Origin of the sequence: Polynucleobacter asymbioticus QLW-P1DMWA-1 (assembly GCF_000016345.1) — a bacterium.
Taxonomy (GTDB): domain Bacteria; phylum Pseudomonadota; class Gammaproteobacteria; order Burkholderiales; family Burkholderiaceae; genus Polynucleobacter; species Polynucleobacter asymbioticus.
Map to the genome: position 1 here is coordinate 170,018 of NC_009379.1, position 21,486 is coordinate 191,503.

At 45.5% G+C, this 21,486-nt stretch carries 21 protein-coding genes; 11 read left to right on the forward strand and 10 right to left on the reverse strand.

Annotated features, from left to right (window positions below; all coding sequences use genetic code 11):
• The first annotated feature begins 2 nt into the window (after positions 1-2).
• Positions 3-917: a UDP-3-O-acyl-N-acetylglucosamine deacetylase gene (lpxC, locus tag PNUC_RS00940; protein WP_011902020.1), complete on the forward strand. Its 915-nt coding sequence runs from the start codon at positions 3-5 to the stop codon at positions 915-917.
• Between the two features lie 21 nt (positions 918-938).
• Here lpxC and PNUC_RS00945 read toward each other — a convergent pair whose 3' ends face one another.
• Positions 939-1,436 carry a hypothetical protein gene (locus tag PNUC_RS00945; RefSeq protein WP_011902021.1) on the reverse strand — a complete coding sequence of 166 codons (498 nt, stop codon included), beginning with the start codon at positions 1,434-1,436 and terminating at the stop codon, positions 939-941.
• 53 nt (positions 1,437-1,489) lie between these two features.
• Between PNUC_RS00945 and secA the strand changes: the two genes are divergently transcribed.
• From secA to PNUC_RS00975, 6 genes are all read left to right on the forward strand, one after another.
• Positions 1,490-4,255 (forward strand): preprotein translocase subunit SecA, encoded by a 2,766-nt coding sequence (secA, locus tag PNUC_RS00950; RefSeq protein WP_011902022.1) that lies wholly within the window; start codon positions 1,490-1,492, stop codon positions 4,253-4,255.
• Between the two features lie 169 nt (positions 4,256-4,424).
• Entirely contained in the window at positions 4,425-4,883 is a 459-nt protein-coding gene (locus PNUC_RS00955) for a (2Fe-2S)-binding protein (RefSeq protein ID WP_011902023.1), read from the forward strand.
• Between the two features lie 11 nt (positions 4,884-4,894).
• Positions 4,895-7,018, forward strand: coding sequence for a xanthine dehydrogenase family protein molybdopterin-binding subunit (locus PNUC_RS00960; protein ID WP_011902024.1), 2,124 nt, complete (start codon positions 4,895-4,897; stop codon positions 7,016-7,018).
• Between the two features lie 78 nt (positions 7,019-7,096).
• On the forward strand, positions 7,097-8,332 hold the full coding sequence (argJ, locus tag PNUC_RS00965) for a bifunctional glutamate N-acetyltransferase/amino-acid acetyltransferase ArgJ (protein WP_011902025.1): 1,236 nt from the start codon (positions 7,097-7,099) through the stop codon (positions 8,330-8,332).
• Positions 8,333-8,346: 14 nt separating this feature from the next.
• Positions 8,347-9,204 (forward strand): ATP-binding protein, encoded by an 858-nt coding sequence (locus tag PNUC_RS00970; RefSeq protein ID WP_011902026.1) that lies wholly within the window; start codon positions 8,347-8,349, stop codon positions 9,202-9,204.
• 9 nt (positions 9,205-9,213) lie between these two features.
• The gene (locus PNUC_RS00975; protein WP_011902027.1) at positions 9,214-9,630 is read left to right on the forward strand and encodes an NUDIX domain-containing protein; all 417 of its coding nucleotides are present in this window, start codon (positions 9,214-9,216) and stop codon (positions 9,628-9,630) included.
• On the opposite strand, the gene zapD is transcribed toward PNUC_RS00975, so the two are convergent.
• Genes zapD through PNUC_RS01005 form a run of 6 tightly spaced genes read right to left on the reverse strand, consistent with a single transcriptional unit; the run spans position 9,627 to position 14,937 of the window.
• Positions 9,627-10,379: a cell division protein ZapD gene (zapD, locus tag PNUC_RS00980; RefSeq protein ID WP_011902028.1), complete on the reverse strand. Its 753-nt coding sequence runs from the start codon at positions 10,377-10,379 to the stop codon at positions 9,627-9,629. The genes PNUC_RS00975 and zapD overlap by 4 nt on opposite strands.
• A gap of 11 nt (positions 10,380-10,390) precedes the next feature.
• Positions 10,391-11,014 (reverse strand): dephospho-CoA kinase, encoded by a 624-nt coding sequence (coaE, locus tag PNUC_RS00985; protein WP_048812190.1) that lies wholly within the window; start codon positions 11,012-11,014, stop codon positions 10,391-10,393.
• Positions 11,015-11,031: 17 nt separating this feature from the next.
• The gene (locus PNUC_RS00990) at positions 11,032-11,532 is read right to left on the reverse strand and encodes a prepilin peptidase (RefSeq protein WP_011902030.1); all 501 of its coding nucleotides are present in this window, start codon (positions 11,530-11,532) and stop codon (positions 11,032-11,034) included.
• Positions 11,532-12,578, reverse strand: a complete 1,047-nt coding sequence (locus PNUC_RS00995) for a type II secretion system F family protein (RefSeq protein WP_011902031.1) — start codon at positions 12,576-12,578, stop codon at positions 11,532-11,534. The genes PNUC_RS00990 and PNUC_RS00995 overlap by 1 nt, the downstream gene beginning before the upstream one ends.
• Positions 12,569-13,651: a GspE/PulE family protein gene (locus PNUC_RS01000; protein WP_011902032.1), complete on the reverse strand. Its 1,083-nt coding sequence runs from the start codon at positions 13,649-13,651 to the stop codon at positions 12,569-12,571. Before PNUC_RS01000 ends, PNUC_RS00995 begins: the two co-directional genes overlap by 10 nt.
• Positions 13,648-14,937, reverse strand: a complete 1,290-nt coding sequence (locus tag PNUC_RS01005) for an HlyC/CorC family transporter (RefSeq protein ID WP_011902033.1) — start codon at positions 14,935-14,937, stop codon at positions 13,648-13,650. The genes PNUC_RS01000 and PNUC_RS01005 overlap by 4 nt, the downstream gene beginning before the upstream one ends.
• A 117-nt stretch (positions 14,938-15,054) precedes the next feature.
• On the opposite strand from PNUC_RS01005, the gene PNUC_RS01010 reads away from it, so the two are divergent.
• Positions 15,055-15,567 carry a methylated-DNA--[protein]-cysteine S-methyltransferase gene (locus PNUC_RS01010; protein ID WP_048812191.1) on the forward strand — a complete coding sequence of 171 codons (513 nt, stop codon included), beginning with the start codon at positions 15,055-15,057 and terminating at the stop codon, positions 15,565-15,567.
• Here PNUC_RS01010 and PNUC_RS01015 read toward each other — a convergent pair.
• Positions 15,564-16,553, reverse strand: coding sequence for a squalene/phytoene synthase family protein (locus PNUC_RS01015; RefSeq protein ID WP_011902035.1), 990 nt, complete (start codon positions 16,551-16,553; stop codon positions 15,564-15,566). The genes PNUC_RS01010 and PNUC_RS01015 overlap by 4 nt on opposite strands.
• 107 nt (positions 16,554-16,660) lie before the next feature.
• On the opposite strand from PNUC_RS01015, the gene PNUC_RS01020 reads away from it, so the two are divergent.
• Positions 16,661-18,076, forward strand: coding sequence for a sodium:solute symporter family protein (locus tag PNUC_RS01020; RefSeq protein WP_011902036.1), 1,416 nt, complete (start codon positions 16,661-16,663; stop codon positions 18,074-18,076).
• Between the two features lie 105 nt (positions 18,077-18,181).
• On the forward strand, positions 18,182-19,201 hold the full coding sequence (locus tag PNUC_RS01025) for a 2-dehydropantoate 2-reductase (protein ID WP_011902037.1): 1,020 nt from the start codon (positions 18,182-18,184) through the stop codon (positions 19,199-19,201).
• Between the two features lie 94 nt (positions 19,202-19,295).
• Here PNUC_RS01025 and PNUC_RS01030 read toward each other — a convergent pair whose 3' ends face one another.
• On the reverse strand, positions 19,296-20,063 hold the full coding sequence (locus PNUC_RS01030) for a fumarylacetoacetate hydrolase family protein (protein WP_011902038.1): 768 nt from the start codon (positions 20,061-20,063) through the stop codon (positions 19,296-19,298).
• A 31-nt stretch (positions 20,064-20,094) separates the two neighbouring features.
• Complete coding sequence (locus PNUC_RS01035) at positions 20,095-21,099, reverse strand: polyprenyl synthetase family protein (RefSeq protein ID WP_011902039.1); 1,005 nt, start codon at positions 21,097-21,099, stop codon at positions 20,095-20,097.
• 75 nt (positions 21,100-21,174) lie between these two features.
• Between PNUC_RS01035 and rplU the strand changes: the two genes are divergently transcribed.
• A complete protein-coding gene (rplU, locus tag PNUC_RS01040; RefSeq protein WP_011902040.1) occupies positions 21,175-21,486 on the forward strand; it encodes a 50S ribosomal protein L21 in 312 nt (103 codons plus the stop codon).

The window sequence follows — 21,486 nt, forward strand, 5'->3', positions numbered from 1 at the left end:
AGATGATGAAGCAACGTACGATCGCCGCACCAGTCAAGACTGTTGGTATTGGCTTGCATTCTGGCCGGAAGGTGACGATCGTGATCAAGCCTGCGCCTATCAATTCAGGGGTGCAATTTGTGCGTATCGATACGCCAGAGCAGTCTGTGGTGCCTGCAACAGCCTTAGCTGTATGCGATACACGCCTTGCATCAGTGATACAAAAAGATGGTGTTCGTGTTTCTACAGTCGAGCATTTGCTTTCTGCTTGCGCTGGTTTGGGTTTAGATAATCTTCTGATTGAGCTTGATGGTGAAGAAGTGCCCATCATGGATGGAAGTGCGGCTTCTTTCTTATTTTTAATTGAGTCTGCTGGCATCGCCGAACAAGAAGCCCCACGTCAGTTTGTTGTCATTAAGAAAGCAGTTGAAGTACGCGAAGGCGATAAGCTTGCGCGTCTAGAACCTTTTTTTGGTTTCAAGTTGGACTTCACGATTGACTTCAAGCATCCTGCGGTTGATAAAACTGGGCAACGATTTATCGTAGATTTTGCAGAACACGCTTATCGTAGTGAAATTGGTCGAGCTAGAACATTTGGTTTCGCGCATGAAGTCGAGGCGCTGAGAGAAATGGGTTTAGCGCGAGGCGGTAGTTTGGATAACGCAATTGTGCTCGATGAGCATCGCATTCTCAATAACGAAGAACTTCGTTATGAAGATGAATTTGTTCGCCATAAAATTCTTGATGCAATTGGCGATCTATATTTAATTGGCCATCCTATTGTGGGTGCTTATATTGCAGAAAAATCTGGCCATGCTCTAAATAACGCTCTATTGCGTAAATTGCTGGATGATCCAAGTACTTATGAAATCAGCTCATTTGCTGAAAATAAGGCGCCGGCAGCCTATTCCCAAGAAAATCAGCCACTTTTCTTCTAAAAACCTTTTTAAGATTTATTTCTATTTGCTTTGAAGTAGTTTTTGAACAGTCTTATAGAGTTCAGAGTCAGGGGAAAGTTTGTCCAGCAAGTCTTTCCATGACTTTTTGGCAACCTCATTAAATCCCTGCGGTTTTTGGTTCTTCTGGTCTTGGGCTCGAGATTTGACCTCCCAAGACGGCGGAGCTGGTTTTACACGCACTTTGATGGCGCTACATTGAAGGCCAAGTCCATCTAACTCTTTGATTATGCTAGGTAAAGTTTGCTGAAGCCGGCTGGCAATACTCGCGCTACCCACCAATAAAAAGAGCTCATTTTGCCCTCCAGAGCGCCATCCAGCCTCGATTTTGGGGAGCAGGTGGTCAAGACCCGTTTTGGCTAAGGCGAGCCCAAGAATTGAGCGAAGTCTAGCGAGATCTTCAGTTTTGGCCAAAATACCCCCAAGCCCATCAGATTCACGCAGGTAATCAACCCACTCATGGGCTGTTTGCTTGCGGGATGGTTTGGCTGCAAAGTTCATAAAAAAAGGGTGACGGGTGATAAACTCAAGGACTTAATTTTCTTCAATATCCCATGGTAATCGGTCTTCTTAAAACCCTGGTCGGCAGTCGAAACGACCGCCTCTTAAAACAGTATCGCAAAGTAGTTGCTAAGGTTGGCACTTTTGAAGCAAACCTGCAAACTTTGGATGATGCCGCGCTCGCCGCTAAAACCGACGAATTCAAGTCTCGCTTAGCTTCTGGCGAGTCTTTGGATAGCATCGCGCCTGAGGCATTCGCAGTTGTGCGCGAGGCCAGTGTGCGCGTGATGAAGATGCGCCATTTTGATGCTCAGTTGATGGGTGGCTTGGCCTTACATCAAGGCAAGATTGCGGAGATGGGGACTGGAGAAGGTAAAACCTTAACGGCAACCTTACCCGTATATTTAAATGCACTGACCGGCAAAGGTGTGCACGTTGTTACGGTCAATGATTATTTGGCGCAACGTGATGCCGAGTGGATGTCTACCTTGTACAACTTCTTGGGTATGAAAGTTGGAGTGAATCTGTCACAGATGGATCACACCACCAAGAAAGAGGCTTATGCCGCTGACATTACCTACGGTACCAATAATGAGTTTGGGTTTGATTACCTACGCGATAATATGGTCCAGGACTTGGAGCAACGCGTTCAACGAGGCTTAGCTTATGCCATCGTGGATGAGGTGGATTCCATCTTGATCGATGAGGCTCGTACCCCATTAATTATTTCCGGCCAAGCCGATGATCACACTGATCTCTACATCAAAATAAATGCTCTGCCTTCTCATCTAGAGCTTCAAATTGGTGAAGAGAAGTCTGATGGCACCGGTGTTGAAAAGCCTGGTGACTATTGGGTGGATGAAAAATCTCAGCAGGTTTACCTTACTGAGCGTGGCCACGATAAGGCTGAAGAAGTTTTAGTGCAGTTGGGCGCATTAGATGATGGCGCTTCACTATACGCACCACAAAATATTACTTTGATGCATCACGTTTATGCAGCCTTACGTGCACATACCCTCTATCACCGTGATCAACAATATGTCGTTCAAAACGGTGAAGTCATCATTGTTGATGAATTCACAGGCCGTTTGATGCAAGGACGTCGTTGGTCAGATGGATTGCATCAGGCAGTAGAGGCAAAAGAAGGGGTTGCGATTCAGAATGAGAATCAGACTCTAGCGACGATTACTTTCCAGAATTATTTCCGCATGTATGGAAAGCTGGCTGGCATGACTGGTACCGCCGATACTGAGGCATATGAGTTCAAGGAAATTTATAACCTTGAAACCGTAGTTATTCCGCCCAATCGGATTAGCCAAAGAAAAGACAAGCAAGACCAAATTTACAAGTCTTCACGTGAGCGCTACGATGCCGTAATTAAGGATATTGAAGACTGTTATCAACGTGGGCAGCCTGTGCTGGTTGGTACTACATCGATTGAAAATTCTGAATTAATTGCTGGTTTGTTGGATAAGCGCAAGCTTCCTCACCAAGTGTTGAACGCCAAACAGCATGCTCGCGAAGCTGAAATTATTGCTCAAGCTGGCCGTCCAAAAATGATTACGATCGCTACCAATATGGCTGGTCGTGGAACTGACATCGTACTTGGCGGTAATGTTGGTAAGCAATCTTCTTTAATTCAAGTCGACGAGGCTCTGAGTGACTTAGAAAAAGCTGCAAAGATTAAGAGCCTGCAGGATGAGTGGCAAAGTATTCATGATCAAGTGTTGACCGCTGGTGGTTTACATATCATCGGCACAGAGCGCCATGAAAGCCGTCGTATTGATAACCAGTTAAGAGGCCGCTCTGGTCGTCAGGGTGACCCAGGTTCATCACGCTTCTATCTTTCCTTGGATGATCCACTTCTGCGCATTTTTGCTGGTGATCGCTTGCGCGCAGTGATGGAACGCTTGAAGATGCCAGATGGCGAACCAATCGAAGCAGGCATGGTTACACGCTCAATTGAATCTGCCCAGCGTAAAGTCGAAGGTCGTAACTTTGATATTCGCAAACAATTATTAGAGTATGACGACGTAGCAAACGATCAACGCAAAGAAACCTATCGCTTAAGAAATGAAGTGCTTGAAAGTGCTGATATTGGCGAATTGATTGCCAACTTACGTGAAGATGTATTGCGTACTATTTGCTCAATTTATGTTCCTTTGGAGTCAATGGAGGAGCAGTGGGATTTGGCTGGACTTGAACATGCCTTGGCTAGCGAGTGGGGCCTTAAGGTCGATCTACAGAAGTGGGTTGAAGGTTCTGATAGTGTTGATGATGTTGAGATCGTCGATCGCGTACTTGAGGCGGCCAAAGAATCCTATGATGCGAAGGTCGATCTTTCGGGTCGCCAATCATTTGCTGGCTTTGAGCGCTCAGTACTGCTCTACAGCGTAGATACTCATTGGCGCGAACATTTGGCCGCTTTAGATCATTTGCGTCAAGGTATTCATTTGCGTGGATATGCACAAAAGGATCCTAAGCAGGAGTATCGTCGTGAGGCATTCGAGCTTTATGGTGAATTGCTGAACGTGATTAAAAATGATGTGGTGAAGAACATCATGACGGTAGAGATTCGGAGTGCTAGCGAGTTAGATCAAGCAGCAGAGTCCATGAATGAAGACTTGGCAAAACTCTCCGATGTTCAATATCAACATGCTGATCCAGATATGGAAGTTGCTGGCTCAACTGGTGATCGTGGTGCGGCTCTTGATATTCAGCCAGCCCCAGTTCGTTCTGGTCCAAAGATTGGCCGTAATGATCCTTGCAGTTGTGGCAGCGGTAAGAAATACAAAAATTGCTGCGGAGCATTGAGTTAAATCTCCCGCTACTAACTAGTGATTAAAAGGGCTCAGATTTATCTGGGCCTTTTTACTTGGGAGAAACCCTAGTCCCACTTTTCAGCAAGAATTCGCTAGATCTGTCATGATCTGTGAGTACCTAAGTTACTAATCTAGCATTTATTTTTCATTTCATGAAGGAGGCTCTATGGCCATTTCTTTTACTCTCAATGGTAAAGCCGTCAATTTTGAGGGAGATCCTGAAACTCCTATCTTGTGGGTCTTACGCGATCACCTAGATGTCACTAGCCCAAAGTATGGATGTGGTGCTGGCCTCTGCGGTGCTTGTACTGTTCACCTAGAGGGCGCTGCAATTCGCTCCTGTTCGATTCCAATTTCTGCGGCTGCGGGTAAAGCAGTGACATCCCTTGAGGGTTTGGCAGAAAAGATGGGTAAAGCCATTCAAGATGCTTGGATTGAGTTTGATGTGCCCCAATGCGGCTATTGCCAGACAGGTCAAATGATGTCTGCCGCTGATTTATTAGCCAAGAAAAAACAACCCAGTAGCGATGAGATTAAAAATGCCATGAGCGGCAATATTTGTCGCTGTGGAACTTATTCCCGCATTGAAAAAGCAGTAAAACGTGCTGCTGACAAGTTGGCGTAAAGGGAAAATATATGAAAAATCATTCTTTAAAAAATCAAAGCCGCCGCCAATTTATTCAGCAAACCGCGACTGCAGCAGGCGCTTTTGTAGTTGGGATGTACCTACCGCTCTCTAGTGAAGCTGCAACCAGCGCTGGTCAGCAACCAGCTTTAGCTAATGCCTGGATTCGTATTACTCCAAGCAATCAAATTACCCTTATCTGCGCTCGCTCAGAGATGGGGCAAGACGTCTACACTTCCATGCCTGCCCTTTTGGCAGAAGAATTGAATTTGCCTCTCTCGATGATTCAAGTCGAGATTGCAGGTGTTGCCCCGGTTTATATCAATGCCTTATTGGGCGGTCAAATTACTGGTGGTTCAACTTCTGTGCGTGAAGCATTTGATAAGTTGAGAACTGCAGGCGCAGCCACACGTTCAGTGTTGGTTGAGGCGGCAGCACAACGTTGGAATGTGGCTGCATCTGACTGTAAGGCAATGAATGGCAAGGTTACTCATTCCTCCGGCAAGTCTGCGACATATGGGGAGTTAGCTGCCGATGCCGCTAAGTTACCGCTTCCCGAGAAGCCTGCGCTGAAGTCTCCTGCTAACTTTATGGTGATTGGTAAAGAATCCATGCGTCGCTTGGATACGCCAATCAAGGTGGCAGGTAAAGCTGTTTACGGAATCGATGTCAAGATTCCAGGCATGGCAATTGCCTCGTTGGCGCAGTGCCCTGTAATTGGTGGAACGCCGACATCCTATGATGCATCTGCTGCACTTAAAGTTTCTGGCGTTATTAAAGTTGTACAGATTTCTGATGGCGTTGCTGTATTGGCTAAAGATTTCTATACGGCACGTAAAGGGCGAGACGCGCTTCAAATTACTTGGAATGAGGGTGCAAATGCCACTCTCAGCAATGCTGTTGTTAGGAAATCTTTGGAAGAGGGTTTATCTAAAAAAGGTGCCGTTATCAAAACAGTGGGCGATATTAATGCTACCGTAGCCAATGGTAAAACGGTTAGTGCACAGTACTTTTTACCTTACCTGGCCCACTCTACGATGGAGCCAGTCAATTGCTCTGCAGATGTATCTAATGGCAAGTGCAGAATTATTGGACCCATCCAATTTCAACAGGGTGGTGAAGCGGTTGCTGCGGCAGCTGCAGGTGTTAAGCCTGAGGACGTCACGATTGAAACTACCTTCTTGGGTGGTGGATTTGGGCGTAAGCTCGAGCTGGACTTTATACGTCAGGCCGCTGAGATTTCTAAGGCGGCTGGGATGCCCGTGAAAATGCTGTGGACTAAAGAGGATGACATTACTCATGACTTCTACCGTCCAATGAGTATTCATAAAGTGGAGGGCGTATTAGGGGCAAATGGACAACTAGAGACCATGAAAGCCAAGATGGTTTCGCAATCTGTCACTGCTCGCGCATTCCCGGGTTTTGTAAAAGATGGCTTTGACCCCTTTATGGTGGAGGGCTCAAACAACGTTACCTATGAAATTCCAAATATGGAGATTACTAACGTCATTACAGATACTGGTGTTCGGGTAGGTTATTGGCGTTCTGTGAGTAACGCGCTAAATGCATTTGCTATCGAGAGTTTTGTTGATGAAGCAGCAAAAGCTGCGGGTAAGGACCCTGTAGCGTTTCGCTTAGCGTCTCTTGATAAGCATCCACGAGCAAAGGCAGCTTTGGAATTGGCTGTTAAAAAGTCAGGCTATTCTGCCAGCAGCAAGCGTTTTGGCGTAGCCCAGATGGAATGCTATGACACCTACTCCGCATGTGTAATTGAATTGGATCCTACTGCTAGCAGCACAAAGGTAAAGAAGGTCACTTTTGTTTCCGATTGCGGTATTGCTGTGCACCCAGACCAAGCCCGGGCTCAACTGACTGGTGGTGTGATTTATGGACTTAGTGCTGCTTTAGCTAATGAGATCACTATTGAAAATGGACGTATTCAGCAAAACAATTTCAATAACTATCCTAGCTTGCGTCAAAATCAAGTTCCGATTGTTGAGGTGCATCTCATCCCCAGCCAGGAAAAACCAGGTGGGTTGGGCGAGGTTGGCGTACCTTTGGTGGCGCCGGCATTGGCTAATGCCATTGCGGCAGCTACTGGTAAGCGGATACGGGAATTACCAATAAAAGCGTAAAACACGAAGTGAAGTAAGAAAAAGCGCGCCTCTCATTGGCGCGCTTTGTTTTTAGGGCTCATCTACAATTATCAGACTATGACAGTTAATTTACCTCTCCCCCAAAAATCCGAACTCAAGCCTGTCAAAGGTTTTGAGATGGGCATTGCTAAAGCTGGCATTAAGAAAGCTGACCGCAAAGATTTGCTAGTGATGAGATTGGCGCCTGGCTCTCAGGTTGCTGGCGTATTCACACTCAATCGTTTCTGCGCTGCCCCGGTGCAAGTCTGCCGCGAGCATTTGGCGCAAGAGGGTCGTCACGGAGAAATTCGGGCCTTAGTAGTCAATACCGGAAATGCTAATGCGGGAACCGGCGAGCAGGGCATGAAACATGCCCTAGAGACCTGTGCGGCATTAGCTAAGGATCTTGGTATCAATCCTGCGCAGATATTGCCGTTCTCAACTGGCGTGATTTTGGAGCCCCTGCCAATTGAAAAAATTATTGCTGCCTTGCCAGCCGCAGTAGCCAATTTAGGTGACGATCAGTGGTTAGATGCTGCTGAAGCCATCATGACTACCGATACACAACCCAAGGCAAGCTCGGTCACGATTCAAACCCCTGCCGGTTCAGTTGTACTTACGGGTATCTGTAAGGGTGCCGGCATGATTCATCCTAATATGGCAACCATGCTTGGCTTTATCGCAACCGATGCTGGATTTGCGCCTGGTCTGCTGGGCGATCTGACGCGTGATGTTGCTGACTTGTCATTCAATGCCATCACAATTGATGGTGATACGTCTACTAATGATTCTTTTATCATCATGGCGACTGGCCAATCATCAGTTCAAATTCAATCCATTTCTGATCCTGCTTATGCCATCGTGCGAGATGCTTTAGTTGGCTTGGCCCGAAAGCTAGCGCAAATGATTGTGCGTGATGGCGAAGGCGCTACAAAATTCATGACGATTGAAGTAGTGGGCGGTAAAACGGCCGAAGAATGTCGTTTAGTTGCTAAGGCTGTAGCCCACTCTCCTTTGGTTAAGACGGCTTTTTTTGCAAGCGATCCTAACTTGGGTCGTATCTTAGCGGCCATTGGTTATGCTGGTATCACTGATTTGGATGTGAATCATGTTCAGATGTGGTTGGGAGATGTTTGGGTTGCTAAAGATGGTGGCCGCAATCCAAGCTATCAAGAGGCTGATGGTCAAAGGGTAATGCAGGCCCCAGAAATCACTGTCAAGATTGATTTAGGACGTGGTACTGCAAGCCAAACAATGTGGACTTGTGATCTATCTCATGACTACGTTTCAATTAATGCCGACTATCGCTCTTAAAAGAAATTAATAATATGAATGAGAAATTAGACCGTTTGCTGGAGCATCTGGAAACCTTTTTACCTAAACCTCTAAGCGACGATCAGTGGAAATCTTCGGTTGCTTTTAGATGGCGTCGTCGAGATAGTATTTTTGGGAGCATCGGTTTTCTGCAACCTGTAAAGCACGTTTCCGATATTACTTTCGAAGATTTGCAAAATATCGACCGGCAGCGCGATGCTATTCGCGACAATACAAAAAATTTCATTCTACAAAAACCGGCGAATAACATCCTTTTGACGGGTGCTCGCGGTACGGGTAAATCATCTCTAATTAAAGCCAGTTTGCATGAATTTGCCAGCCAAGGCTTGCGTCTGGTTGAAGTGGAAAAAGAGCATCTTGCAGATTTAGCGGATATTACTGAGCTATTGGCTGATCGCCCTGAGCGATTCATTATCTTTTGCGATGATCTCTCTTTTGAGGACGGGGAATCAGGCTATAAAGCCATGAAATCGGCTTTGGATGGTTCAGTTTCTGCCCAAGTAGACAATATTTTGATTTATGCCACCTCTAATCGTCGCCATCTATTGCCCGAGTACATGAAAGATAACGAAGGTTATGTGCATGGCGATGATGGTGAGATTCATCCGGGTGAGGTAGTGGAGGAGAAGATTTCTTTATCTGAGCGTTTTGGTTTATGGCTCTCCTTTTATCCCCCTAAGCAAGATGAGTATTTAGCAATTGTTGCCCATTGGTTAGAACATTTTGGTTTGAGTGCTCAGCAAATCGAAGAGGCCCGACCTGAAGCATTGGTGTGGGCATTAGAACGCGGGTCTCGTTCGGGTCGTGTTGCATGGCAATTTGCAAAACACTGGGCTGGTTCACGCGCCTAAATTGATCCGATGAATCACGAAAATCGTCCAGTAACTGAAGTGGCTGCAGGAATATTGCTAGATCAATCTGGCCGCTATCTTTTAGGTCAAAGACCTGAAGGAAAACCGTATGCTGGATATTGGGAAGTGCCTGGTGGAAAAATTGAAGCTGGAGAATCTGTTTTTGAGGCCCTTCGACGTGAACTTCAGGAAGAGCTTGGTATCAATATTCATTCAAGCGAAGAATTAACCGTATTGGAGCATGACTACCCGCATGCTTATGTACGCTTACATGTGAGCGTCATTCGCGAGTGGTCAGGCATCCCTAAGGGGTGTGAGGGCCAGACATTATCTTGGGAACTCCTTGGCGCTGAAAAACCGAGTGTTTCTCCGCTTTTACCTGCCGCCTGGCCAATGCTGGAAAGGCTTCGAGCCTTATTGGCCTAGAACTGGCAGAGTGTCAGTTTAAATGACACATCTTTGGTAACTGGTTGAGCTTTTCGATCGCGATCGGATTGCAAGAAACGTACAGAAAGCAAATATTTATTGGCGCTAATTTCAGAATAAAGAGTGTCATCTTCAACGGCGATGCGCATCAGTTGATAGACTTTTCCAGAAGGCGCTTGTTGGAAAGCGCCGCTATGAGCAACAACATCTTTTGCTTCTCCAGACTGACGCAATAAACGCAAAAATAATTGGCATGCATCCTGCCAAGGCAGCAAAGGACTGACAAAATTTTCAAGTAATTGACGACGCTCAGAAGAAGGGCTATTTTTCCATGCGTGATAGCTCGGCAAATCAATCGGGCTTGTGCCGCCTGGAATATTAAGGCGAGTACGAATGGCATTGAGCCATTCACTTTCAGTAATGATTTGGTTTGGCCTTCCAGAAGATTGGTTTATTTTGCTTGCGACCAAATCAATTTCAGCTAAAGTTTGACCCAATGCTTCTTGGTCTACCTTTTGTGAGGATTTAAGACCATTTAATGCATATTTCTGGCGCTCAAATTCTTTCAGTAGGAGAGACTTAATATCGCCACGTGCCCCAATATCTCCTAGATCAAATAACGTGGAGATTGCGTTGTGATGTAACTCAGGATCATCTGAGCGAATAAAGTGATTGAAACGGGCGAATAAATACTCCAGTCGAAGCATGCTTCGAACTAATTCATTGAAGGGGTATTCGTAGACAATCACAAGCCCATATTCTATGACGAACTGAGCAAATCTTTCTGAATCTGCAGTATTTTTTGATTTAATTGCCGCACTTGGCTGGCCAATTGGTCTGGGCTACCTTGATTTTCAATCACCGCATTTGCGCAGGCCAGACGCTCTTGCCGAGAGGTTTGGGCTGCAAGGATTTTTTTAACCTCTTCCCGGGATAAATTGTTGCGGTGCATCACCCTTTCAATTTGGACTTCCTCCGGGCAATCTACGACCACCAGATAGTCAACTAGGTTTTGCCAGCCTTTCGACTCGATCAGGAGGGGTACTGCAAAAACAAGGTAGGGGACGCCAGCCTTGCTAAGCTCCTCAGCCTGTTTGACGGCCTCTTGTCTGATGAGGGGGTGGGTAATGACCTCTAAAGTCTTACGAGCCTCAGGCTGTGCAAATACTAGGGCTCGCATTTTGGGCCTATCTAATGCGCCATCATTGTTAATAAATTCAGGGCCAAATTCATGGCGAATGGCAGGAATGGCTTTGCCATTGGTTGCGGTGATCTGATGTGAAATTAAGTCGGTATCGATAACGCCGGCACCTAATTGGCCTAGCAAATCACTTACTGCTGTTTTCCCTGAGCCAATTCCACCCGTTAGGCCAACCAGCAAAATCTGGCCCTTAAAATCGCCTAAATCAAATTGATCAGAATGAAGGTTTGAAGAAAGTGTGGCCATAACAGTTCAATGATGCCAGCAAATGCCAGAAATGGTCCAAATGGAAAGGGTGCGCGATGACGTTGGTCTTGGACTTTAAGCCAAATAAAACCTCCTAACGTGCCACTCAGCGCAGCAATCAGTATGACATCGGGTAATGCGTTAAACCCCAACCAGGCGCCAAGGGCTGCTAATAGCTTGGCATCCCCCATTCCTATGCCATTTTGCTTTTTGATTAGACGGTATAAAAAATTCATAAGCCAAAAGAATGAATATCCAAGAATAGCTCCAGTAAGAGCATCTGGGAAACTTACCAATCGGGTACTGTCAAAGCTATTGAAAACAAGGCCCAATACTAAAAGCGGCAAAGTTACGCGGTCGGAAAGACGAAAAGTTCTCGCATCTTGATAAGCAAGATAAATCAACGCAAGAATGAACAGGCCACGAATAAAGACGCTTGAAGTGAGAAAACCCATTAAACAATCTGCCCTAAATTAAATATTGGTAGATACAGAATAATGACTAGGCTACCAATAATGAATCCCACTACGATAATTAATAATGGCTCTAAAGTCTGACTTAGGCTATTCAGACGATTACTTAATTGTGAGCCTAAGGTCATGGCGCGTTTGTTTAGCATTTGGGAAAGGCAGCCACTTTCTGAGGCGATATGGAGTAGTTGTAGAGTTTCATGATCAAACAAACGGCTTTTTGGATCTCCTCTCTTGAGGGCCTCACCCAAAGGCCATCCCTGGGTGAGATGTTTAAATACCTCTGCACTGCAGTCATGGCTAAGCCAGTGATTGGATGATTGGGCAGTCACCCTTAGGGCATCTGGAAGTGGAAGACCAGATTCTAGTAAGTGTCCTAATGTGCGGCACCAATACGTTAATGTCGCTAGGCGAAGTAGTTTCCCGATAAGCGGGATGCGAAAACTCCATTGGTCACACATTTTCTGTAGTGTGGATGATCTATTCCAGGCTACAAGAAAAAAGATTGAGCTACTGATTAGGCAAATGCTGATTTCTAGAAAATAGTGATTGATGAGGTTCGAGACCTGAATGAGGGCTTTGGTTGGGGGTGGCAATTCCGCCTGAAAATGTGCAAAGACATCCTTAAATACGGGAACCACCCAAATCATCATTACTACCACTAGCAAAAGTGAGCTAGTTAAAGTAATGAGAGGGTAGCTAAGAGCTTGTTGTATTTTGCGTCGCAACTCAATTTGGGATTCCAGTTGCGCACAAATTGTTCTGAGGGCGCGTTCAATATCTCCGGTACGTTCGCTTACGCGAATGAGATTGATAAATTCGACAGAGAATTGATTATGCTGGGATTTGAGACTTTGAGAAAAGCTATTTCCCTTCTTGAGTTCACTTAACAGGCCTTTTAGCCAGGGTTGCCAACTTTTTTGGGATGATTCCTGAATAAGTTCAATGGCGTTTAGTAAGGCTAAGCCTGCATTTAACAGTGCCAAGAGTTGCTGAGCAAAGTCTAATTGACTCTGTTTATTTAGCGCCATGCACTGACCTCATTATTCAATGATGCCTGGTTGACTTCACCAGTTTTGACATAGTGGAGTCCTGCCTCATACATACTCAAATAAGGCAATGAGGGGATGAATAGATGTTTAGCGCTCAGAACTTCATGAACACCAATTCGACCCCAATACCCCTTACCCATGCACATCGAGCAGTTGACTAGGGGTGGAGTAGGTATTTTTTGGGAGCACTCAGTACAGATCTTGCGCAGCAATCGTTGAGAGCTCACACTCAGCAAGGTTGACTCAAGAGCTTCTTGATCTATGCCCAGGTTTTTTAGTCTAGCCAGCGCTCCTCTGGCATCACGAGTATGTAGGGTGCTGAGAACGAGATGGCCTGTTTGCGCTGCTTGTATAGCAAGTTGTGCGGTGGCGCCATCCCGGATTTCTCCAATCATGATGACATCGGGATCCTGCCTTAGTAGGGCTTTAATAATGACTGGAAAATCGAGGCCGGCACGGGGGTGATAGGCAACTTGGTTGATGCCAGGAAGACGAATTTCAATCGGATCCTCAATAGAGCAAAGATTGCGATGAATTTGATTGAGTTCTTGTAGGCAGCTATACAGGGTTCTGGTCTTTCCGCTACCAGTTGGGCCTGTGACTAAGATGAGTCCATTAGGCTGACTGAGCGCCTTTTGAAAGATTGCTAGCTGCTCTGGCAAGAGACCAATTTGCTCCAAGGCTAGCTCTTCGAGATGATTGAGTAATATCCTGATGACTGCCTTTTCTCCATGCAGTGTAGGAATGATGGACACCCGGCAATCAACATCAGGTTTAGTAAAGTCATGGCCTATGCACAGTCGCCCATCTTGGGGCAACCGCTTTTCTGCAATATCAAGGCGAGCCAGTATTTTGATACGTGTGATTAATCGTTCATGCAGGTCTACAGAGTAACGAGCTTGTTTGTTGAGTAGCCCATCAACCCGAAAGCGCACTAAGGTATCTTGGGGGCCCGCTTCAATATGAATATCACTAGCTCTGGCATGGAGTGCATTAACGGCTATCTCATACCAGGTCCGAATGATTAGTGAGTCGTCATGAGCACTACTCAATCTTGATTTTGACTGTAATCTGGTTGATAGAGCTTGACTGTCTTAACGCCCTGATCATCGAATTGCACGATCTCCATGACGATCCCGGCAATACGAACACTGACATCATGGTCGGGAATTGCTTCTAGTTTTTCAAGAATAAGACCATTTAAAGTGCGAGGACCATCTAAAGGTAGATTGAGATTCAGGAGACGATTTAAGTCTCGCAAAGAAGCGCTTCCACTAGCAAGGTAGGTTCCATCTTTTAACCAATGAGGATCAGTTGATAAATTAGAAAATGAGGTGGTGAACTCACCAATTAATTCTTCGACAATATCCTCAAAAGTTAGCAAACCTAAGACCTCGCCATATTCATTAACGACCAAACCCAGACGTTGCTGGTTATCTTGAAAGAACTGCATTTGCTGTAGAACAGGAGTACCGCTAGGAATGAAGTAGGGCTCATTCACCAGTGAGCGGAAATCCCCATGCTTCAAATCAGTGTCGCCCAGGAGGGATAAGGCTTTCTTCACCGATAAGATTCCAATAATTTTCTCGGAGTCGCCATCGCACACAGGTAATTTATTGTGATAGCAAGTTTCTAGTTGTTGTACAACCTCATCAATAGGTCTAGAGAGATCCAGGATTTCGATTTTTGAGCGAGGAGTCATCACGTCATCAACAGTGATGTTTTCAAGATTGAATAGATTTAACAAAATATTGCGATGGTGATTGGAAACAAAGCGATTCGATTCCAGCACCAAGCTCCGCAACTCTTCTTTGCTCATCACCCGGCTATCAGAGGATGAGTGCAAACCTGACACTTTCATTAGGCCCGAGACAAAGTTATTAATAAACCACAGGAGGGGCTTGAGAATGACGGTCAGAGGGAGAATGAGCCATCCAACATTAGAAGCAATTTTTTCAGGGAAGGCTGCGCCAATCACTTTAGGCGTAATTTCGCTGAAGATAATGATGAGTAGCGCGACTACGAGAGTGGCAATTGAGAGTACTAGACCACTGTCACCAAAAAGATGTAAAGCTATGCCAGTAACCAGAATCGGGAGGATGGTGTTGATCAGGTTATTGGATATCAGCAATACCGATAGCAATGAATCAACCCGTTTCAACAATCTCTCCGCTAAGGATGCACCAGAGTTGCCGTTATTGGCCATCGCCCTGAGACGATGGCGATTCGATGACAACATGCTGGTCTCTGCCATGGAGAAAAAACCAGAAAGCGCTAGCAAAAATATGACTAAGGCGGCCTGGGCATAAAGCGGCCAATCGTCAAAAAAAGTATCCATGGAACGAGCCTGCAAAAAGTAAGAGTGATTCAATATAGCAAAGTGACCTTTCACTAGCTATAGCCAGGATGGAATGGGGTGTCAGAGCTTCTATTTATTTATGTGAGAATGGGCATCATGAAGCTCTCTCAACAGCCCGCATCCTCTAATAGCGCGCAGTACTGCGTCATAGCGGCCCCTTTTGGGCGCTTAGGTATATTGACCGAGTTAGTTGAAGGCAGTCTGATGGTTTCTAAGGTTGATTACTTGTCTAAGGAAGCCCCCTTGTCGACCCCCAAGAATGAATTGGCTAAAGAGGTGGCCAGGCAATGTAAAGCCTATTTTGCAGATCCTCTGTATCAATTTGATTTGCCATTAAAGCCGGCGGGAACTATTCACCAACAAAAAGTTTGGAAACATATTCAAGCAATACCAGTAGGGAAAACACAAACGTATGGTGAATTAGCCGCCAAAATTAAAAGCGGACCACGTGCAGTAGGAACGGCCTGTGGCGCCAATCCATATCCACTAATTTCTCCTTGCCATCGGGTGGTGTCAACCCAAGGTATTGGGGGTTTTATGAAGGAGAATGCGCCTGGCCTATATAGGCAAATTAAGTTGTGGCTTTTACAGCATGAAGGGGTACTTTAGCTTTTTGAAACTGCCGTCCTAAGAGGTTTTGCATAAACCTGAAAAAATACTTTCATCAGAAGATTGCTATTAACTGCGACCTTAGTAAAGGCATAAAAAGCCATCACCGATTTTCGAGATAACTTCACCTCATCTTTGCAATTAAATTTGTCACGTTTGGCGATTTTCGAGAGTGTCATTACCGCTAGGCCAAAGGCAAGAAAGCAAAAGCGGCGCATCCCCAAATCCGTCTTAGGGATGAGTAGGATGTAGTTCAGAGAGTCCTTTAGCTTGTCATAAGCAATCGCCAATAAGGTTGTTTGGCTCATATTAGCTGGCTTCCATGAGACGCCCCGTGCTTTATCTTCTGGTGAGTCCTTAAGGATATTAGTCATTTGCAATGCTTGACCAAAAGCAATAGCAAGCTCCTCATGACCTACGATGTTTTTAGTAAAGGCTTGGGAATGGTTGCTGAAGATGGTGGTTAAAAGTTCCCCAACTACACCCGCAACGACATAACAATATTCTTCAAACTCAGTCAGATTTTTAAGTCCAGCCTCATTTTGTTTTCCATGGAAGCGAGACATTCCTTCGGACATGATGGAAACACAGCGACTGACAGCAGCTTGATCGTTGGCGGAGCAGGTATGCAATATCCGTAAAACCGTTGGCGTATTTGCAATCAAATCCAATTCATCAGAATTGCCGTAATGACGCAAGTGAGTAAGGCAAGGTTCAACAAAAGTCTCGACAGGGGATTTTTCTAGAACTGCATCCAGAAATAGTTTAGATAAATCTTGTTTTATTTGGGGGCTTAAGTCGGCTGCATCTTCAATGGTGTCAACAATGCGACATAGCAAATAGGTATTGCCCACCACTATTTCAATATCTGGAGGCAATAGGGGAATGGTAAGCGCGAAGGTACGTGAGACCGAACCCAAAATGGCTTTTTGGTAGCTTAGATCGCTCTCTGAGCTTCCGATGGAGGTTTTTCTTGGGATCTGCACCCTTGGATTATGTCAGACCAGACCGCTCTAAATTGGCGCTAATTCCCTTATTGCTAAAAGTGACATGGTCATATAATTTCAGCAGATTTTCGAGGGAGAAATTAGGCGTGCTTATTTGGTTCGTCATCATTTACTGGGTGGTATCTGTAGGCATTGGCCTGTGGGCTGCTCTGCGCGTCAAAAACACCGCAGACTTTGCTGCAGCTGGGCATAGCTTACCGATGCCCATTGTGACCGCAACCGTTTTTGCAACTTGGTTTGGTTCTGAGACAGTTCTGGGAATTCCGGCAACCTTCCTGAAGGAGGGCTTAGGTGGTGTTGTTGCTGATCCCTTTGGATCATCACTCTGCTTAATTTTAGTAGGCCTCTTTTTCGCAAGACATCTCTACAACCGACGTATGCTCACGATTGGTGATTTTTTCCGCGAAAAATATGGCCGCACCGTGGAGGTTTTAGTAACGCTTTGCATTGTGGTGTCGTACTTGGGTTGGGTGGCTGCCCAAATTAAAGCATTGGGCTTGGTATTTAATGTGGTGTCGGAGGGAAGCATTACTCAAACAGGTGGCATGTTGATCGGCGCAGCAAGTGTGCTGATTTATACCTTATTTGGGGGGATGTGGTCGGTAGCGATTACCGACTTTATTCAGATGATCATTATTGTGATTGGAATGCTGTATATCGGTAATGAAATGTCAACCCAGACCGGCGGGATTAGTGTCGTTATTGAGCATGCAGCGGCGGCAGGGCAATTTAGTAATTTCTGGCCCGATATGAATTTAGCCTCGATCTTAGGTTTTGTGGCAGCCTTATGCACCATGATGCTGGGCTCCATTCCCCAACAAGATGTATTCCAGCGCATCACCTCTAGTAAGAACGTCAATATTGCCGTCAATGCAGCCATTCTGGGTGGCGTGCTGTATTTTATTTTTGCTTTTGTCCCCATGTACTTGGCTTACTCAGCTACCCTCATTAGCCCTGATTTAGTCAAAGAGTATCTGGATACCGATCCACAAATGATTCTGCCAAAGCTGATTTTGAATCATGCTCCTCTAATTGCTCAGGTCATGTTTTTTGGAGCCCTGCTTTCTGCGATTAAGAGCTGTGCGAGCGCAACATTATTGGCACCTTCGGTAACATTCGCAGAAAATATTGTTAGGGGCTTTTTCAAACATTTGTCTGATCGTCAATTACTCAAAATTATGCGCATCACGGTCTTATGTTTTGCGATAGTGGTGACATTTTTTGCGATCAATTCGGAACTCTCTATTTTTAAAATGGTGGAAAGCGCTTACAAGGTGACCTTGGTTGCTGCATTTGTTCCCTTGGCATTTGGCATTTATTGGTCTAGGGCGAATTCTTTGGGCGGCTTGCTGGCGGTAGTAGGTGGACTCACTATTTGGATTAGCTCAGAAATTTTGGCTCCCAATGCGATTGTTCCCCCTCAACTCGCTGGTCTATTAGCCAGTATTGCGGGCATGATTTTGGGCAGCTTAGTGCCAAAAGATCTATTAAAGGCAGTTTAAAGCGCTTCTTGCTTAAAAATTAGGCAGATAATAAATTGTTGCACTGCAAAATATTCTCATCTAATATGACAGTAATACGTAATTTTTTGTTCTTATGGAGTTCCTATGAAAATCTGTGTGATCGGTGGGGGTGGCGCTATTGGCGGCTACTTAGCTGTCATGTTGGCGCGAGCGGGTAATGATGTCACTGTAGTTGCGCGCGGCGCTACTTTAGCGGCTATTAAAGAGCGCGGCTTGGCATTGATCATGGATGACCAGCCAGAGCCCTTAGTTGCACAAGTTAAAGCAGTTGAAAAAATTAGAGACGCAGAAACACCGGATGTGGTGATTTTGGCTGTGAAGGCCCATCAGGTAGAGCCCATCATCAATGACTTAGCAGCCATCATGGGTCCTGACACTATTTTGATTCCAATGCAAAACGGAATTCCTTGGTGGTATTTCCAAAAACTGAATGGTGAATACCAGGATCACTCAGTGGAGACTGTCGATGCAGGCGGTCTTGCTAAGAAGACAATTAATCCAAACAATATTATTGGTTGTGTCGTTTATCCAGCGACCTTCACTCAAGCTCCTGGCGTCATCCGTCACGTGGAAGGCAATCGTTTTCCATTAGGTGAGTTAGATGGCAAAACCACTGAGCGCATTCAGAAGATTTCTGAAATGATGGGCGCTGCAGGCTTTAAGTCACCGATCTTGGACGATATCCGTTCTGAAATTTGGCTGAAGCTTTGGGGCAATATGACGTTTAACCCCATTAGCTCATTAACTCATGGAACACTCGAAGGCATCTGTCAGTACCCATTGACCAAAGAGTTGGCTCGCAACATGATGGCTGAAGCACAGACTATCGCTGAAAAGTTGGGCGTTACCTTCCGTGTTGATATTGAGCGTCGAATTGCTGGTGCTGAAAAGGTGGGTAAGCACAAGACATCTATGTTGCAAGATTTAGAAGCGGGTCGGAGCTTAGAAATCGATGCCTTATTGGGCTCGGTCATTGAACTCGGTAAGATTACTCAGACTTCGACACCTTGCTTAAATACGGTATTCGCTCTGACCAAATACTTAGATGAAAATGTGCAGGCTTCCAAAGGAAGTTTGGCTCTGCCATCTGTTTCTGGTTACTAAGGTAAACCTGTTTCCAGATTCGCGAGACGTTGGATTGGCTGGAAAAAAACCCTTGCTACTGCTAGCAAGGGTTTTTTGTTTTTAAGGTGTTTAGTTACTCGAATCGATTATCCAGGCGACCAACACCGTCAATGATGATGCTGACATTGCTGCCGGGCTTCATTGAGCCAACGCCCACTGAAGTACCACAGGCAATAATGTCACCGGCTTCAAGCGGCACATCTTGCGAGATCAGGCTAACGAGTTTGGCGGGTGGAAAAATCATGTCTGCAATCGGATAATTTTGACGCTCTTGATCATTCAAAATGGTCTTGATATGTAATGTACTGGGATCCACATCAGTAGTGATGTAAGGACCAAATACGCCAAAAGTATTGAAACTCTTAGACCGAGTCCATTGAGCATATCCCGGGTCACGATTGAGAATTTCAATTGCAGTGACGTCATTGATGCAGGTATAGCCAAAGATAGCCTTTGCAGCTTCGGCCTCATCAACTTCATGACAGCGCTTGCCAATGACAATTCCTAGTTCGCCTTCGTAAACCACTTTTCCTGAGTAGGATTTTGGGGTTCGAATAACTTGGTTTGTGGCTAAGAAAGAATTATTGCCTTTCAAAAAATACAAAGGCTCAGCGGGAACTGCATGTTCTAGCTTAGCAACCAATGCATGAAAGTTATCTACAATTGCCACCATTTTTGAGGGGGTACAAGGGATGTCAATTGTGATATCGCTTAATTTGAGGGTTGCGCCTGTGGCTCTAGGTTGATTAAATAAATCGCCCTCATAAACCACCACCTGATCGCCTTGTAGTTGTCCTAAGCCTCTTTTACCTTGGTGCTGAAATCTAAGCCATTGAGCCATGATGCATTCCTCTAAAGTTAAATATGGGGTCTCAGGTTTGTCGCGCGAGGGAGTAGGTGCACAAGTCACGCAATGCCGTAGTAGCCTCATTGCTTGGAAATTCACTTATGCAATCTAACGCTAAATCAGCTTCTCGTTTTGCGACGGCCTGCGTGTAGTCGAGGGCGCCGGAACTTTGTACAGCACCTAAAATTTGAGCGAACACGTCTTCTGGTAAATCTTGATTTTGTTCAATGGCAGCGCGTACTAAAAGACGCTCTTCATTGCTACCGTTTTCCAATAAATAAATTAACGGAAGCGTTGGCTTACCTTCACGTAGATCATCGCCAGCGTTTTTACCCATTTGAGCAGCATTGGCGGTGTAATCCAGCAAATCATCCATGAGCTGAAATGCTGTGCCAATATGACGACCAAATGCAGCGGCCTGTTCACGTTGGCTATCTGTCGCGCTGGCTAATATCGCGCCAAGCTCAGTAGAGGCCTCAAATAATTTGGCAGTTTTATAGCGAATGACTTGTAGGTAGCTGGCTTCATCTACTTCTGGGTCATTCATATTCAAGAGCTGCAAGACTTCGCCTTCAGCAATCGTGTTGGTAGCATCCGAAAGAATTTGCATGACTCTCAGGTCATTTGGAGCAACCATCATCTGGAAGGCTCTGGAGTATAAAAAATCGCCCACTAAAACGCTTGCTGCATTACCGAAGGCGGCATTGGCAGTTTCTCGACCTCTTCTGAGGGTAGATTCATCAACTACGTCATCGTGCAGAAGGGTGGCGGTATGGATGAACTCGACTACCGCCGCCATCTCTAAAGTGTGTGCAGATTCTTTGCCATTGGCTAGAGCCTTGGCTACCAGCATGAGGAGGGCCGGCCTAACCCGCTTTCCGCCCGCCTGGATGATATATGTGGAGATTTGGTCAATGAGGGCGACTTTTGACGCTAGCCTAAGGCGAATAACCTCATCTAACCCCTTGAATTCTAAGGAAATTGGGGCTAAGATTTGGCTTAGTTCATTGGTTTTGACAGTGCTCGTCATGCAAGATATAATAATGGGCTTAGCTTATCCAGGGTGGATTAGCTTAAATGTAGATATTAATTGAGGTTTCAAACCATGTACGCGGTCATAAAAACCGGTGGCAAACAGTATAAAGTTGCTGCAGGCGAAAAATTGAAAATAGAACAGATACCAGCGGAAATCGGCAGCGAAATCACTCTTGACCAAGTCCTCGCCGTAGGCGAAGGCGCTTCACTGAAATTAGGTGATCCATTGGTTAATGGTGCAGCTGTGATGGCCACTGTCGTCTCCCAGGGACGTCACGATAAAGTGACAATCTTTAAGATGCGCCGTCGCAAGCATTATCAAAAGCACCAAGGCCATCGTCAGAATTTCACTGAAATTTTGATCAACACGATTAAAGCCTAA

What these genes read in the sequence shown, in the direction of transcription:
- lpxC (WP_011902020.1), top strand. Translation starts at nt 3, where the DNA reads ATGATGAAGCAACGTACGATCGCCGCACCAGTCAAGACTGTTGGTATT.
- PNUC_RS00945 (WP_011902021.1), bottom strand. Translation starts at nt 1,436, where the DNA reads ATGAACTTTGCAGCCAAACCATCCCGCAAGCAAACAGCCCATGAGTGG.
- secA (WP_011902022.1), top strand. Translation starts at nt 1,490, where the DNA reads ATGGTAATCGGTCTTCTTAAAACCCTGGTCGGCAGTCGAAACGACCGC.
- PNUC_RS00955 (WP_011902023.1), top strand. Translation starts at nt 4,425, where the DNA reads ATGGCCATTTCTTTTACTCTCAATGGTAAAGCCGTCAATTTTGAGGGA.
- PNUC_RS00960 (WP_011902024.1), top strand. Translation starts at nt 4,895, where the DNA reads ATGAAAAATCATTCTTTAAAAAATCAAAGCCGCCGCCAATTTATTCAG.
- argJ (WP_011902025.1), top strand. Translation starts at nt 7,097, where the DNA reads ATGACAGTTAATTTACCTCTCCCCCAAAAATCCGAACTCAAGCCTGTC.
- PNUC_RS00970 (WP_011902026.1), top strand. Translation starts at nt 8,347, where the DNA reads ATGAATGAGAAATTAGACCGTTTGCTGGAGCATCTGGAAACCTTTTTA.
- PNUC_RS00975 (WP_011902027.1), top strand. Translation starts at nt 9,214, where the DNA reads ATGAATCACGAAAATCGTCCAGTAACTGAAGTGGCTGCAGGAATATTG.
- PNUC_RS00990 (WP_011902030.1), bottom strand. Translation starts at nt 11,532, where the DNA reads ATGGGTTTTCTCACTTCAAGCGTCTTTATTCGTGGCCTGTTCATTCTT.
- PNUC_RS00995 (WP_011902031.1), bottom strand. Translation starts at nt 12,578, where the DNA reads ATGGCGCTAAATAAACAGAGTCAATTAGACTTTGCTCAGCAACTCTTG.
- PNUC_RS01005 (WP_011902033.1), bottom strand. Translation starts at nt 14,937, where the DNA reads ATGGATACTTTTTTTGACGATTGGCCGCTTTATGCCCAGGCCGCCTTA.
- PNUC_RS01010 (WP_048812191.1), top strand. Translation starts at nt 15,055, where the DNA reads ATGAAGCTCTCTCAACAGCCCGCATCCTCTAATAGCGCGCAGTACTGC.
- PNUC_RS01025 (WP_011902037.1), top strand. Translation starts at nt 18,182, where the DNA reads ATGAAAATCTGTGTGATCGGTGGGGGTGGCGCTATTGGCGGCTACTTA.
- PNUC_RS01030 (WP_011902038.1), bottom strand. Translation starts at nt 20,063, where the DNA reads ATGGCTCAATGGCTTAGATTTCAGCACCAAGGTAAAAGAGGCTTAGGA.
- PNUC_RS01035 (WP_011902039.1), bottom strand. Translation starts at nt 21,099, where the DNA reads ATGACGAGCACTGTCAAAACCAATGAACTAAGCCAAATCTTAGCCCCA.
- rplU (WP_011902040.1), top strand. Translation starts at nt 21,175, where the DNA reads ATGTACGCGGTCATAAAAACCGGTGGCAAACAGTATAAAGTTGCTGCA.